General features: G+C 60.1%; 12 protein-coding genes. All 12 read left to right on the top strand.

Annotation, left to right across the window (positions count from 1 at the left end; genetic code table 11):
- Positions 1–128 precede the first annotated feature (128 nt).
- The 12 genes from DW195_RS07820 (at position 129) to DW195_RS07765 (ending at position 14,265) form a co-directional block, all read left to right on the top strand.
- Positions 129–563 (top strand): division/cell wall cluster transcriptional repressor MraZ, encoded by a 435-nt coding sequence (locus DW195_RS07820; protein WP_006234269.1) that lies wholly within the window; start codon positions 129–131, stop codon positions 561–563.
- A gap of 20 nt (positions 564–583) precedes the next feature.
- On the top strand, positions 584–1,549 hold the full coding sequence (gene rsmH / locus DW195_RS07815; protein ID WP_117584231.1) for a 16S rRNA (cytosine(1402)-N(4))-methyltransferase RsmH: 966 nt from the start codon (positions 584–586) through the stop codon (positions 1,547–1,549).
- Positions 1,550–1,639: 90 nt separating this feature from the next.
- Complete coding sequence (locus tag DW195_RS07810) at positions 1,640–2,110, top strand: hypothetical protein (RefSeq protein ID WP_117584230.1); 471 nt, start codon at positions 1,640–1,642, stop codon at positions 2,108–2,110.
- A gap of 182 nt (positions 2,111–2,292) precedes the next feature.
- Positions 2,293–3,993, top strand: coding sequence for a peptidoglycan D,D-transpeptidase FtsI family protein (locus DW195_RS07805; protein ID WP_370215134.1), 1,701 nt, complete (start codon positions 2,293–2,295; stop codon positions 3,991–3,993).
- A gap of 127 nt (positions 3,994–4,120) precedes the next feature.
- Complete coding sequence (murF, locus tag DW195_RS07800) at positions 4,121–5,545, top strand: UDP-N-acetylmuramoyl-tripeptide--D-alanyl-D-alanine ligase (protein WP_118206390.1); 1,425 nt, start codon at positions 4,121–4,123, stop codon at positions 5,543–5,545.
- 3 nt (positions 5,546–5,548) lie between these two features.
- Positions 5,549–6,568 (top strand): phospho-N-acetylmuramoyl-pentapeptide-transferase, encoded by a 1,020-nt coding sequence (gene mraY / locus DW195_RS07795; protein ID WP_006234262.1) that lies wholly within the window; start codon positions 5,549–5,551, stop codon positions 6,566–6,568.
- Positions 6,569–6,577: 9 nt separating this feature from the next.
- Complete coding sequence (murD, locus tag DW195_RS07790) at positions 6,578–7,984, top strand: UDP-N-acetylmuramoyl-L-alanine--D-glutamate ligase (RefSeq protein ID WP_118206389.1); 1,407 nt, start codon at positions 6,578–6,580, stop codon at positions 7,982–7,984.
- A gap of 9 nt (positions 7,985–7,993) precedes the next feature.
- Entirely contained in the window at positions 7,994–9,514 is a 1,521-nt protein-coding gene (ftsW, locus tag DW195_RS07785; RefSeq protein ID WP_147356500.1) for a putative lipid II flippase FtsW, read from the top strand.
- Positions 9,504–10,619 (top strand): undecaprenyldiphospho-muramoylpentapeptide beta-N-acetylglucosaminyltransferase, encoded by a 1,116-nt coding sequence (gene murG / locus DW195_RS07780; RefSeq protein ID WP_118206387.1) that lies wholly within the window; start codon positions 9,504–9,506, stop codon positions 10,617–10,619. Before ftsW ends, murG begins: the two co-directional genes overlap by 11 nt.
- 97 nt (positions 10,620–10,716) lie before the next feature.
- Positions 10,717–12,135: a UDP-N-acetylmuramate--L-alanine ligase gene (gene murC, locus DW195_RS07775; protein ID WP_118206386.1), complete on the top strand. Its 1,419-nt coding sequence runs from the start codon at positions 10,717–10,719 to the stop codon at positions 12,133–12,135.
- Positions 12,136–12,140: 5 nt separating this feature from the next.
- Positions 12,141–13,052, top strand: a complete 912-nt coding sequence (gene murB / locus DW195_RS07770) for a UDP-N-acetylmuramate dehydrogenase (protein ID WP_006234257.1) — start codon at positions 12,141–12,143, stop codon at positions 13,050–13,052.
- Positions 13,053–13,269: 217 nt separating this feature from the next.
- Positions 13,270–14,265, top strand: coding sequence for a cell division protein FtsQ/DivIB (locus tag DW195_RS07765; RefSeq protein WP_233540842.1), 996 nt, complete (start codon positions 13,270–13,272; stop codon positions 14,263–14,265).
- The last annotated feature ends 132 nt before the right edge of the window (positions 14,266–14,397 follow it).

Raw genomic sequence — 14,397 nt, 5'->3', positions numbered from 1 at the left:
GGAGGGGTGGGGGAAGGGGTGGGGAAAGGTGTTGAAAAATGGGGCGGTTCCCCATATTATTGATGACGTCGACAGGCGGGGTGGTTCCCCGCGTACGTGCCATCTGAGTAACCGAGGGGAGGGCGCACATGGGAATGACTGGTGCATACGAGCGCAATCTCGATGCAAAAGGTCGTCTGTCCCTGCCTGCACCCCTTCGCGAGGAGCTTGGAGAGCACGTTCGCGTGTTCAAAGCCCTGGATGTCGATGCTCTGTACGTGTTCTCTGCCGAGGCCTTCGATAAGTGGGTCGAAGGACTCTTCGCGGGTCGTGAGGGCCACGAGGGTTTTAACCCGCGTGACATTAACGACCAGAAGCTCATGAGGGCGATCAACAAGCGCACCACGTCGATGGATGTGGACAGCGCCGGTCGTATCGGTCTTTCCGAGTCTCTCCGCAAGCAGGCGAACCTCGACCGCGAGGTCACGGTTGTGGGCAACTACGACCACCTTGAGGTTTGGGATCGCGCCGCGGCCGATGAGGACGATGACGATGAGGCCCTGCTGGACCTCTTCTTCTCGTAAGGGCAAGGCACGGGTAACGGATGGAGCGTGGGATCTTGACACAAGAATATCGGCATGAACCTGTCATGCTCGGCGAAGTGCTTGAGTCGCTGCAGCTAAAGAGCGGCTCCGTTGTCTGCGATTGCACCCTTGGCGGTGCCGGCCATTCGGTAAAGATGGCCGCACAGGTGGGGGAGACGGGCCTTTTGCTCGGCGTCGATCAGGACGACATGGCCCTCGAGGCCGCTGGCGCCCGTCTGGACCGCGAGGTTCCCGGCGTTCCGCACCAGCTGCTGAAGGGCAACTTCGGCGACTTGGACGAGCTGCTTTGCTCGGCCGAGGTGCCCGGGGTCGATGGCTTCCTGTTCGATTTGGGCGTTTCGTCACCGCAACTCGATATCCCTGGCAGGGGCTTTTCGTATAACGAGGACGCCCCATTGGACATGCGGATGGATCCGGGCAATAACACCTTAAACGCAGCTGAGGTCATCAACACCTATAACGAACACGACCTCGCCCGGATTCTACGCGTCTACGGCGAAGAGAAGTTCGCCTCGCAGATCGCGCGCGAGATCGTGCGCCGCCGCGAGCAAGAACCGATCGAAACCACCGGCCAATTTGTCGAGATCATCAAGGCGGGTATCCCGGCTGCCGCTCGTCGGCATGGTGGACACCCGGCCAAGAAAAGTTTCCAGGCCATTCGCATCGAGGTCAATCACGAGCTCGATGTGCTCGAACGAGGGCTTGATGCCGCCACCAGGTGGCTCAACCCGGGCGGACGTATCTGCGTCATTTCGTATCACTCGCTCGAGGACCGTATCGTAAAGAACCACTTTAAGGAGATGAGCCAGGGGTGCACGTGTCCGCCGGAGATTCCGGTGTGCGTGTGCGGCAACGTGCCGATACTCAAGGTCATCACCCGCAAACCCCTGGTTGCCCAGCCTGATGAGGTTGAGCGCAACCCTCGGGCGAGATCAGCCAAAATCCGCGTGGCGCAGCGTCTATAGGCGCGACCGCGCGATATTGGACCTCCCGCTCGCACCATAAACGAAGCTTAAACACACTACCAACGTACTCGGGATGGGAGGCGGCATATCATGGGCTACAACACTTCAAACGCAGCACTCGCCTATGATATGAACGCCATGCCCGCCTATCGTGAGACGCCGCAGGCCCCCGTTGCTCCCCGTGAGCAGCGCACGCCGCGCTTTGATGTCTACACGGGCGCGGGCCGTCAGGCAAACCAGGCGGTAAGCCCGGTTTTCATGAGCGTTCTTAAAACGTTTTGCATCATTGCGGCTATCTTCATGACGATCGGCGTCGCCCGCGTGGCGCTCGCCGGCGTTACGGCCCAGGTGCTCAACAGCAACGCCGAGCTTACCAACACGCTCGAAAAGGCGACCGATGAGAGCTCCGACCTGGAGGTCATGCATTCGGTCTATGGCGCCGACACGCGCATTCGCGACCTTGCGGGCGCTTATGGCATGGTGGAGCCCAGCGAGAGCGTTACACTTGACTTTTCGCAGGATGCAGCCGCGGGCGCCAACGCGACCGCGACCGCTCAGTAGCAAGACGGTAGCTGAGTATGACAAATGACTATCGCCGCGGTTCCGATGGGGGCCGCGGTTCTGGACGTCCCTCGTCGCGGGGACGTTCTGGTTATCAAGGAACGGGTCGGCAATCTTACAACGCCGGGCGGTCCCGTGGCAACGACCCGGCGTCGCGACTTCGCGGCTCGGGTGGCCCTCAAGTGCATAACACCAGGTCGCGCAAGAGTTCGTCGACCGAATGGCTCACGGGCACGCCGCTGCCTCGCCGCAAAGCCGTCATGGGATTCATCGGGCTTGGCTTGGGCTTGGGCGTCTTTCGCCTTGCCGACTATCAAATTGTCGAAGCCGATAAACTGCGCGAGCGTGCCGATGCGCGTCGCCTGCTTGCGCAGACCCTCTATGCCAAACGTGGCACCATCTACGACCGCAACGGTAACGTGCTGGCGTCGTCGGTCGAATGTCGCAACATCGCCGTGAACCCGCAGCTTGTCGAGGACGTTGACAAGACGGTGTCGGCGCTGGTCAAGGCAACTGGAATCGATAAAAAGACCTGCCGTAAGCTCGTTGAGTCCGATGGAACCTGGGTGTATATCAAGCGCCAGGTGGACGAAGACGATGCTGCGGCGCTGGAGAAGAAGAACCTGCCCGGCGTGCTTTTTGAGCAGGCTATGAAGCGCGTATATCCATACGGCAATCTGGCATCGCAGGTGCTGGGCGTAGTGAATGTAGACAACGACGGCTTGACGGGTCTCGAAAAGCAATACAACAAGCTTCTGACCGGCACGGACGGTTCTCTTGTGCGCGAGCGCGCGAGGGACGGCAGCTATATTGCGGGCGGTGCCTATAAAAAGGTGGCTGCGGTCGACGGCGTTGATATCGTGACGACGCTCGATGTCAATATCCAGCGTGCGGCCGAGGATGCCCTAGCAGAGGCTGTCGAGAAGACAAAGGCCAAGAACGGCTCGGCTTTGGTCACCGACCCCACGACCGGTGAAATTCTCGCCGCCTGCTCGTATCCGACCTACGACCAGACCGATCTGGAAAACGCCAAGACCGAGGATATGAACCTGCGCCTGGTCACCGACGCCTACGAGCCCGGCTCGGTCTTTAAGACACTCGTGGCGGGCGCCGGCTTCGACTTGGGCGTCGTGCGATCGAGCACGTCGTTTGAGGTGCCGGCGAGCATCAAGGTGGGCGACGATACCGTCACCGATGCCGACAAGCGCGACTATGCCATGACCATGGATGTGCGCGAGATGATGCGCCGTTCGTCCAACGTGGGCTTTGTCCTGGTGGGGCGCAAGATCGGTGCCGATGACTTTGCCGCCTATGTGGACAAGTGGGGCATCGGTCACAGCTCGGGTGTCGATTTTCCGGGCGAGAGCCTGGGCATCGTCAAGGAGCGTGACCAGTATGACGGCGCCACGCTGGGCTCGATGAGCTTTGGACAGGCGCTGTCTGTCTCGCCGATTGAGATCGCACGTGCCGTGGGCGGCATCGCCAACGGCGGCGTGATGATGACCCCGCACTTCTATAAGTCCAGCAAAGGCGACGAGAAGGACTGGGGCGAAGGCGAGCGTGCGATTTCGGAGGACGCCGCATCCCAGGTGACATCGTGCATGCAGACGGTCGTGTCCGAAGGCACGGGCGTTGGCGGCGCAGTTGACGGCTATGACGTGGCGGGCAAGACCGGTACGGCCGAACGAGCCGACGAGAACGGCGGCTACCTTAAGGAGAACTACATGTCGTCCTTTATGGGCTTTGCGCCGGCACAATCGCCCAAGGTGCTGTGCTATATCACGCTCGACGGAACGCCGAGCGACTCAGATGCCGCTGCGGTGCCGTTCCAGTCCATTATGGCCAACGCGCTCGACGTGTTGGGTATCCCGCACACGAGGTAGGGGGTTACAATCTTTGGGGCGTGGTTTGTTGTCCCATATGAGGGGTGTTCACATGCCCTGCACCACGCATGCGCGGCGCTGGGATACAATACGCCGATAGCATTATTAGGTTTACAGGGGAGCTGCAATGATAGAGATCGCCGTCAACAACCTCGCGGCCGCAACAGGGGCCCGAACCGTGACGGGAGAAGCCGATCGGGTATGCCGCGGGTGCGTTATCGACTCGCGCCAGGTCGAGGAAGGGACGATTTTCGTCGCCTTTCCCGGTGAAAACGTCGACGGCAATGATTTTGCTTCCCGTGCCGTCCAGTCGGGTGCCGGCGCCGTCGTAATGACGCGTGAGCCCGAGGCCGAGCTGGTCTCGCTGGCGCAGGACAAGGGCTGTGCCATCTTGCTGACCGATGATCCCGAGGAGTTTCTGCTGCGTTTGGCGCACGCGTACCGTCTGGAGCTTGGCTGCCTGGTCGTTGGTATTACCGGTTCCATCGGCAAGACGACGACCAAGGACGTGCTCGCCGCTGTGCTCGCCAAGCGCTATCGTGTCTGGGCCACCAAGGGCAATTTCAATAACCTGATCGGCATGCCGCTCACGGTGCTTTCCGCTCCGGCCGATACCGAGGTCCTGGTGCTCGAGATGGGCATGAACCATTTCCACGAGATCGAGCGCCTGTCCCAGTCCGCCAATCCCAACCTTGCCATCGTGAGCAAGATTGGTACCTCTCATATCGGCATTTTGGGTAGCCGCGAGAACATCGCCCGCGCTAAGGCCGAGATTGTCCAGGGCATGTGCGCCGCCGGCGACTTCTTGCCGCTGCTGGTTTTGGGCGGCGAGGACGACTTTACGCCGTTCATTCGCGATACGTTCGCCCAGCCTGCTGGTATCGACGTGATGCTGGCCGGCGTCTCGGACGATGATGAGGTCCGTGCCCGCGACATTCGTGTTGATGACGAGGGCCGTCCGGTCTTTACGCTCGATTTTGGTCAGGGCGAGACAATCGATACCATGCTTGCCATCCCCGGCGTGCAGTCCGTTCCTAATGCCGTTAAGGCCGCCGCGGTTGCCTATCGCCTGGGCGTGACGCCCGAGCAGATCGATGCTGCCTTTAGGGGCCTCACGATTACCGGTCACCGCCAAGAGATCAAGCGCGCCAAGAGCGGTGCCCGCGTCATCGACGATTCCTATAACGCCAGTGCCGAATCCATGGCTGCTGGCCTCGATCTGCTGTGCTCGCTTTCGTGCATGGGGTCTCGCATGGCGATCCTGGGCGAGATGGGCGAGATGGGCGATGAGGCTCCTCGCATGCATGAGCTCGTGGGCGCTTATGCCGCCGCCAAGAAGCTCGACATGCTGGCGTGCGTGGGTGGTGAGCTGGCCCAGCTTATGGCCGATGCCGCGCGTATGATGGGCATGGACGAGGACCGCATCCAGGTGTTCTCCGATTATCAGCAGGTGCTCGACCGCATGGGCGGCGCGCTTGAAAAACATGATGTTGTACTGGTCAAGGGTTCCCGTTTTGTTGAGCTCGACCGCTTTGTGGAAGGTGTGTGCTAGCCCATGTTCGGCAATCCCTCGTATCCAACGTATCAGGCTTTTTTGGGGCTTGGCATCGCCGCTGCCATTGCGCTGCTGCTCATGCCGTGGTGGATCAAGCTGCTCAAGGTCGAGGGTATCGGCCAGCAGGTTCGTGCCGACGGCCCCAAGCGTCATTTGGTTAAGCAGGGAACGCCCACCATGGGTGGCGTTGTCATCCTCGTCGCGATCTCGCTGACCTGCCTGCTGATGGGCAAGCTCACCACCGAGCTCGTGCTCGTGCTGCTCGCCACGCTGGCGACCGGCGTGCTGGGCCTGATCGACGACCTGACCTCCGTTACGCATGGGCGCTCGCTCGGTCTGACGCCTCATGCCAAGATGATCGGCCTAACCATTATCTGTGTCACCTTTACGGTACTTGCCGTCAACTGGTGCGGCGTCGCCCCCGAGATTCGTTTTCCCGGCGGCCTGACGATTGACCTCGGTGTTCTTTCGACCACCATCTGCGGCCTTTCGTTCCCGTGGCTCTACATTGTCTTTTGCTGGCTGATGATCGCCGGTCTTTCTAATGCCGTGAACCTGACCGATGGCCTTGACGGTCTTGCTGGCGGCACCTCCATGATCGCCATGCTCGCCATGGCTGCCATGGCGTTTTTGCACGGAGACGTGAACCTGTCCATCTTCTGCACCGCGTGTGCCGGTGCCTGCTTGGGCTTTCTGTGGTTCAATTGCTATCCGGCGAGCATCTTTATGGGCGATACTGGCTCGCTTGCCCTGGGCGCAGCGTTTGCCTGCACGTCCATCATGACCAACACCGAGGTCGTCTCCCTCATCATCGGCGGCCTGTTTATCGTTGAGACCCTGTCGGTCATGATTCAGGTTGTCTACTTCCACTTTACGCACAAGCGCGTCTTCCTTATGGCGCCCATCCATCATCATTTCGAAAAGAAGGGCTGGGCCGAGACCAAGGTCGTCATCCGTTTTTGGATTATCGCTGCGGCCTTTGGTGCCGTTGGCCTTGCTTTGTTCTTCCAGTTGGGATAGTGGTCTTTCATGCCTCTTGCTGATGTCTTTAGCCTGCTCGTTTTGGGTCAGGGCAAATCCGGTCTCGATGTCGCCCGCTGGGCGCTGGCACATCCCGAGCGCGTAAGTGCCGTTACCGTGTATGGCGGCGGCACCTCTGAGCCCAATGACGCCACGCGTGCGCTCGAGGCTGCTGGTGCGTCGTTTGTCTATGGGACCGAACAGGTCGAGGGCGCCTATGACGTATGCGTGACGTGCCCGGGCATCTCGGAGTTCTCGGGCTTCTTTAAGGCCGGGCGCGAGCATGCCGCCCAGATTATGGGTGAGCCCGAGTTTGCCTATCGCCTGTCGCCCGATAACTGGATTGCCATTACGGGTACCAACGGCAAGACGACTACCACGTCGCTGACTGATTATCTGCTCAAGGCTGCCGGTGAGGCCAGCGTAGCTGTCGGCAACATCGGCGAGCCGCCGGTCAACGAGATTGACGGCCGAGCTCATAATGAGTGGTTTGTGGCCGAGCTCTCGAGCTACCAGATTGCTACGACCGCCGAGCTCCACCCTCGCGTGGCGGTGCTGCTCAACATCACTCCCGACCACTTGGGCTGGCATAAGAGCCATAAGAACTATGCGCTTGCCAAGATCAAACTGTTTGACAATATGGTCGATGACGATCTGGCGGTTGTCGACGTCGAAGACGCCGGCATTCACGAGTTCGATGAGTACATTTACACGCCGGGTCGTCGCATCTGCAAGGTTGCCTTTGACGAGCCTGAGGGCGAGGATGCCGCCTTTGTGCGCGATGGCAAGATGATCGTGCGCTTGAAGGGCGTCGAGACCCCGCTCATCGCTACATCCGAGCTCAAGATCTCGGGCCATCACAATGTTATCAATGCCCTGTGCGCTGCCACGGCTGCCTTGGCAGTCTGTGCCGATGTCGATGGTATCTGCCGCGGTCTGGCCTCGTTCCAGCCACTCGAGCACCGCGTGGAGCCGTGTGGCGAGATTGACGGCGTGCGCTACGTCAACGATTCCAAGGCGACCAACACCGATGCGGTCGAGAAGGCACTGACGGCATTTCCCGATGACGACGTGATCTTGCTGCTCGGCGGCCACGATAAGGGCACGCCTCTCACGGACTTCGCGCGCGTTGTTATGGATAACGTACGCTCGGTCGTCTGCTTTGGCGATGCGCGCGAGCGCTTCACCGCCGCTATGGACGAGGCCGATGTCGATGGCGATGTGGATATCGCCCAGGCGGATGACCTGCGCGATGCCGTGGACGTCGCCCGTTCGCTGTCGAGCCGTGGCGATGTGATCTTACTTTCTCCTGCCTGCTCTTCGTTCGATGAGTTCTCGGGCTATGAGGAGCGCGGCCGCGTGTTTAAGGACTATGTGGCCCAGCTTGCCGCTGCGGCGAAATCGCAAATGGAATAGGGGTTGCCGGTGAGAGAGGAGAGCCCCCGACAAGGTATGAGGAGGCCCGACTCGGACCGTGCTTCCTCGCGGCGCAGCACACCGCGTTCCGGTCGCGGCGGGCAGACGTTTAGCGAACGCTATATTGCCGGCGTTCCCGCCCGTATCATGCGCCCCCGTTTGATATTCATGGCCTGCCTGTTTACCTTGGTGTGCTTTGGCCTGCTGATGGTGTACTCGGCGTCTTCGGTCGAGGCGCTGCACGAGAATGGCTCGGCGACGTTTTTTCTGGGTCGACAGGCCGCGTTTGCCGTGGTCGGTGTTCTGGCGCTGATTGCCATCGTGCGCATCTTGCCGGACAGCTGGTTTGGGGAGGATGTGCTCAGGATCTTCCTCATCGGCATGATGGGGCTACTGCTTCTGGTGTTCTTGGTGGGCAGCGGCAGCCGTGGCGCCACGCGCTGGCTCAACATCGCCGGTATTCAGTTCCAGCCTTCCGAGTTTTTAAAGCCATTTGCCATTGCGTATTCGGCCATCATGCTTGATCGTTTCTTTTCGCCCGGTGGCAACATCAACGAATTCCTTCGCAAGATGGGCATCTACTTGGGCATTTCGCTCTTTCTGATCTTTATCCAGCCCGATTTCGGTACTGTCCTGATCATCCTGTTGACCCTCATGTGCATGGCGTTGTTTGCGGGTCTCGACCCCAGATTTATCATCGGCGTGCTAATCTTCGGCATTCTCGTGATCGTGATTGCGCTTGTTGCAGAGCCGTACCGTATGGTGCGTATTCAGGTTGCCTTGAACCCTTGGGCCGACGAGTATGGTGACGGCTATCAGGCCACGCTTGCCATCATGGCCTTTGCCTCGGGCGGTCTGTTCGGCCGTGGCATCGGCAACTCAACCATGAAGTACTCGTATCTGCCCGAGGCGCACAACGACTACATCCTTGCCATCATTGGCGAGGAGGTCGGTTTTGTCGGAACCGTGCTGTTCTTCTTGGTGTTTGCGATGTTGATCTACTCGGCGTTTCGCATTGCCGAGCAGGCGACCGATCGTCGGGGCGCACTCATGGCGTCTGGCTCCGCGGTCATTCTCGCGGTGCAGTTTTTGATTAACGCGTTGGGCATCCTCAACGTGTTTCCCATGACGGGCAAACCGTTGCCGTTTATTAGCTACGGCGGTTCGTCGATTATTGTGTCACTTATGCTTGCCGGGTTGATCCTGCGCGTTTCGTACGAGAGCGCCCGTCGCGATGAGTACGACCGTCGCCGCGAGAGCTTTGCCATTATGGATGAGAGTACCGCCGGCGTGCCCCACGTGCGCGGCGAGCGATCTTCGCGTAACGGTTTTACCGTCCTGGATGGCTCTGCGACCGAGCCGGCAGCCCGCCCGCGTCAGCGAACGGCGCCGCAAGGTCGTCCTCAGCGCCCCACTCCTCGCAATGCGGGCGGCGGATATAATCGGATCGATTTGAACTCGGACCCGTCGGCGCGTCTGCGCACCGACGACCAGGGACCGCGTGTACGAAGGGACTACCATGACCGATAAAATGACCGTTGCTATTGCAGCCGGCGGCACGGCTGGACACATCAACCCCGCGCTCGCCTTGGCCGAAGAGCTGCGTGACCGTGGCCACCATGTTGTGTTCGTGGGCCAGTCGCGCAAGCTCGAGGGTCGTCTGGTCCCCGAGGCTGGGTTTGATTTTGTGCCCATTACGGTCACGGGCTTCGACCGCTCCCGTCCTTGGACGGCGCTGACCTCGCTGTGGCGTGTCAACAAGGCCAAGCGTGCTCTCGCCAGTCATTTCTCAAAGGTCGGCAAGCCCGATGCTGCCGTCGGTTTTGGTGCCTATGTCGAGGTTCCGCTGCTGGGGTGGTGCAAGGGCGCAGGCGTTCCGTATCTGCTGCATGAGCAGAACTCTGTTCCGGGCCTGGCCAACAAGATGATGAACTCCCACGCCGCCCGCGTGTGCATCTCGGTGCCGGCAGCGCGTTCGGTCTTTGAGCGCGAAGGTGACCCTGACCACGTGCTCATGACCGGCAACCCCGTACGTCGCTCGGTAATCGAAGGCGATCGCGCTCGCGGCCGCAAGGCACTTGGCGTTCCCGAGGACGCTACGCTGCTGCTCGTCTTTGGCGGTTCACTTGGCGCCCAGCACCTCAACGAGCGCGTGGTTTCGCTCAAAAACGAGCTGCTTTCGCGCAAGAACCTCTATGTGTTGCATTCGACGGGTGCCGACGGCTTTGAGGAGACCGAGCGCGCTTTGGCGCTGACGCCCGAGGAGGCGAAGCGTTACCGCGTCCAGCCTTACATCGACAACATGGGCGATATGTTGGCTGCTGCCGATTTGGTGCTCTCGCGTTCGGGCGCATCGAGCGTGGCTGAGATCGCTGCGCTCGCCGTGCCCTCGGTGCTCGTGCCGTATCCGCATGCGACGGCCGACCACCAAACCACCAATGCCCGTTATCTGGTCGACGCCGGGGCCGGCGTGCTCTGCGCCGATGCCGATATCGACGGTTCTGCCTTTGCCGATGAGCTGCTGCACCTGGTCGATGATGCGGCGGCGCGCGAGGCCATGCGTCAGGCGGCGCGTGGTCTGGCTCAGGATAGGGCCGCCGCTCTTCTGGCCGATGCGGTAGAGGGTTTGCGTTAGTTAGACGGGATATCGTCGGTCGTCCTCGCGCTGATGCGGTAGGTGCGGTACAGTTAACGGGTTACAGGCAGTGTTTACGCAAGGAGTACACGAGCACATGGCTGATTCCCAGACTGCAACCTCCGCGCCCGAGTTTAAGAGCGCCCACTTTATCGGTATCGGCGGCGCCGGCATGAGCGGCATCGCCCTCGTTCTGCACGAGCGCGGTTATGCCGTTACCGGCTCCGACCTTAAGACGTCACGTTATATCCGCCAGCTTACCCGCGCTGGTGTGAAGGTGCATGTGGGCCATGAGGCCGCCACGATCGACGAGGTCAAGCCCGACGTGGTTGTTGTCTCCACCGCTATTCCGGAGTCCAACCCTGAACTCGTGCGCGCTCGCGAGCTTGGTATTCCCGTGTGGCCCCGTGCCAAGATGCTCTCTGCTTTGGGCCACGGCTACACCACCGTCGCTGTTGCCGGCACACATGGCAAGACCACCACGTCTTCGATGTGCGCCACCATGCTCGACCGCATGGGCCTGGATCCGAGCTTCTTGATCGGCGGCATCGTCGAGGGCTATGACACGAACGGCAAGAACGGCTCGGGCGACTACTTTGTCGCCGAGGCCGACGAGTCCGACAGCTCCTTCCTGTTCCTGAACCCCAACGTGGTCATTGTGACCAACGTCGAGGCCGACCACCTCGATCACTACTCGGGTATCGAAGAGATCGAGGCAACTTTCGCCAAATTCATGAGCCTGGTGGGCGAGGACGGCACCGTCATCGTCTGCGGTGAGGATCCGCATCTGGTCGAGCTCGCCAAGTCGACGGGCCGTCACGTGCTTTCCTACGGCTTTGCCGAGAGCAACGACATCGTCTGCGTGCACCCGGATGTCAAGGGCATCCAGAGTGACTTTATCGTTCGCTTTGAGGACGGCACTGAGCATGCTGTGGAGATCAAGAGCAATCCCGGTCGCCACAACATGCTCAACGCCACGGCGGTGCTCACCGTCGCCCATGTCCTGGGCCTTGACATCGACGTCGCCGCCAAGGCACTCTCGAGCTTTGAGGGCGTCCGCCGTCGCTTTACCCACGTGGGCGATATCGATGGCATCACCGTGGTCGATGATTACGGCCATCACCCCACCGAGATCAAGGCGACGCTTGCTGCCGCTTCGTCGCTGGGCTACAAGCACGTCGACGTCGTGTTCCAGCCGCACCGCTATTCGCGCCTGCAGGCCCTGTGCGACGACTTTGCCGATGCATTTGCCAATGCCGATAAACTGCTGCTGATCGATGTGTTCTCGGCTGGCGAGATGCCCATTCCGGGCGTCACCTCTAAGATGCTCGCCGATACCGTGCGCGCCAAGCATCCTGGCAAGGAGGTCGTGTACTGCTCCAGCCGTCTTGAGCTCAATCAGGAGCTCGAGCAGATGGTGGGCGAGGGCGACCTGCTGCTCACTATGGGTGCCGGTGACGTTACGACCGTCGGCCCCGAGTTCATTGAGTATCTGACTGCCAAGAAAGACGCTTAAGTCTAATGGGTCTGTTTAACGCCGTCATGGCGCTCTCGGGCATGATCGACACGGATGTGATCGAGGACGAGCGCCTTGCGCGTCATACGAGCTATCGTATCGGCGGCAAGGCCGACCTCTTTGTGACGTGCCATAGCTATCATGCCCTTCGCCGCGCCGTGGCGGTGCTCGATCGCGAGCAGGTGCCGTGGGTCATCATCGGCAAGGGTTCCAATCTGCTGGTTGCCGATGGCGGTTATCGCGGCGCCGTCATTTCGCTCGGACGTGAGTTTCAGCGCACGGTTGTTGCCGATGACGGTTGTACGCTGACGGTCGGTGCGGGCGTGATGTTTGCGCGCCTGGTCAACGATGCCCTGTCGCGTAGCCTCTCGGGTCTTGAGTTTGCCGTTGGCATCCCTGGCTCGGTCGGCGGTGCGATATCTATGAATGCCGGCACACGGACCGAGTGGATTGGCTCGCTGGTTGAGGATGTCGTAACGTTTGACCCGGCATCCGGTATCAAGCATTATGCGGGGTCCGAGATCACTTGGGGCTACCGCGAATGTAGCCTTCCCCGCAATGAGATCATCCTCGAGTGCGTGCTCAAGCTTAAACCGGCGCCCAAGGCCGACATTCGCGAGCGCATGGAACGGTACCTGACGAGGCGCAAGCGTACGCAGCCCATGGGTCGCGCATCCTGCGGGTCGGTCTTTCGCAACCCGCCCGATGCGAGCGTGGGCAAGCTTATCGAGGATTGTGGATTAAAGGGTTTTTCAATTGGCGGCGCGGAAGTTTCGCCCGTTCACGCTAATTTTATCGTTAATAACGGAACTGCCTCGGCCGATGACGTTGCCGCGGTTATCAGACATGTGCACGGAAAGGTGAGGGAGGCGTATGGCATCGAGCTCAGACCGGAAGTTAAATTCCTCGGCTTCTAGAGCATCGAAACCCACCTTCCGCCGCGCCGGAGGGCGTTCCGGCGCGCCTGCCAAACCTCAACGCAATACCGTCGCGCACTCTAAGTCTGTCGGGCATGCTCGACAGGCCAGTCGTCCGGTCGTCGGCTCGCAGCTCGGTAATCGTCCGGCCGCAAAAAAGTCCTTGCGTCCCTCGGTATCGTCAAAGCCTGTTATGGGCGCCAAGCCTGCCCGTCCCATGGCAACTCCTAAGTCCTCGACGGGAACTAAGGCGCCGCGTCCGGGTCGCACGCTGGGCGCATCGAAACCGCGCTCGCTGACATCGGTGCCGGCTACCGCCAAGAAGCCTTCGGGTAAAAAAGGCGTCAACCCGTTGTCTTCACTTGGGGCGATGGCAAATAAAACATCAGACGCCGCTTCTGTCGTTACAGGCAAAGGCAAAATAGTGGGCGGCGTTCTGGCCGTCTTGGCCGTGCTCGTCGTCGTTGCCGTCGTGGTGATCAACTCTGGATTGTTTACCGCCACCGATATTCAGATTCAAGGCAGCGAGCATGTGACGAAGCACGACGCTATCCAGCTGATCGATTTGCCCGAGGGAACGTCGCTTTTTAACGTCGATCCCGACCAGATTACCGAGGACCTCAAGCAGAACCCGTGGGTCTCGGGCGTGGATGTCCAGCGTCAGTTCCCGCATACGCTCATCATTACGCCGATGGAGCGCAAGGTCATCGCAATTGCCTATATCAGCTCCGATGACCTTGCCTGGGCCATCGGGGATGATGACACCTGGATCGCCCCGCTGTCGACGTCGGTCGAAGTGGACGACCAGGGCAACGTCATCACGACGGGGCAGGGCTCAAATACCCTGAACGGCATTGATGCCGCACTGGCGCTCGCTAAGCACTATGGCGCGGTGCTGTTGACTGATGTCTCGGCGGATGTCGCTCCAGTTTCCGGCCAGGCGGTGAGCTCCAAGGCCGTTAAGGCCGGCTTGGAATATGTGCGTGGTTTTTCGAGCGAGTTCTTGGGACAAGTCAAGGATATTTCCACGCCTTCGGTCGAAGCCATCTCGGCAAACCTCAATAACGGCATTGAGGTGTCGCTGGGCGATTCGGACGATATCGCCAAGAAGGAACGCGTAGTCACCAAGTTGCTTTCGCAGGTAGAGGGCGTAACGTATATCAATGTGCGCTCTCCGGGCAACTACACATTTAGGAATGCTCCGACCTCGTAGCGCTGGTTGATGCTTTGTTGAGGGGCCATACCACGCCGTTTATCTGGTTTGTTTGGTTTTCACGGTCAATTATTTGACTGATACGTTCATAATGTGCAAACATAATACGGTTTACCTTTGCATTTACTTTCA

Source organism: Collinsella sp. AM17-1, from assembly GCF_003470665.1.
In the GTDB taxonomy this organism is placed as follows: domain Bacteria; phylum Actinomycetota; class Coriobacteriia; order Coriobacteriales; family Coriobacteriaceae; genus Collinsella.
The sequence above is the reverse complement of the archived record's forward strand: the minus strand, read 5'-3'. Positions and strand labels throughout refer to the sequence as shown.

Coding starts and splice junctions, on each gene's coding strand:
- DW195_RS07820 (WP_006234269.1), top strand. CDS start 129: ATGGGAATGACTGGTGCATACGAGCGCAATCTCGATGCAAAAGGTCGT.
- rsmH (WP_117584231.1), top strand. CDS start 584: ATGGAGCGTGGGATCTTGACACAAGAATATCGGCATGAACCTGTCATG.
- DW195_RS07810 (WP_117584230.1), top strand. CDS start 1,640: ATGGGCTACAACACTTCAAACGCAGCACTCGCCTATGATATGAACGCC.
- murF (WP_118206390.1), top strand. CDS start 4,121: ATGATAGAGATCGCCGTCAACAACCTCGCGGCCGCAACAGGGGCCCGA.
- mraY (WP_006234262.1), top strand. CDS start 5,549: ATGTTCGGCAATCCCTCGTATCCAACGTATCAGGCTTTTTTGGGGCTT.
- murD (WP_118206389.1), top strand. CDS start 6,578: ATGCCTCTTGCTGATGTCTTTAGCCTGCTCGTTTTGGGTCAGGGCAAA.
- murG (WP_118206387.1), top strand. CDS start 9,504: ATGACCGATAAAATGACCGTTGCTATTGCAGCCGGCGGCACGGCTGGA.
- murC (WP_118206386.1), top strand. CDS start 10,717: ATGGCTGATTCCCAGACTGCAACCTCCGCGCCCGAGTTTAAGAGCGCC.
- murB (WP_006234257.1), top strand. CDS start 12,141: ATGGGTCTGTTTAACGCCGTCATGGCGCTCTCGGGCATGATCGACACG.
- DW195_RS07765 (WP_233540842.1), top strand. CDS start 13,270: ATGGCAACTCCTAAGTCCTCGACGGGAACTAAGGCGCCGCGTCCGGGT.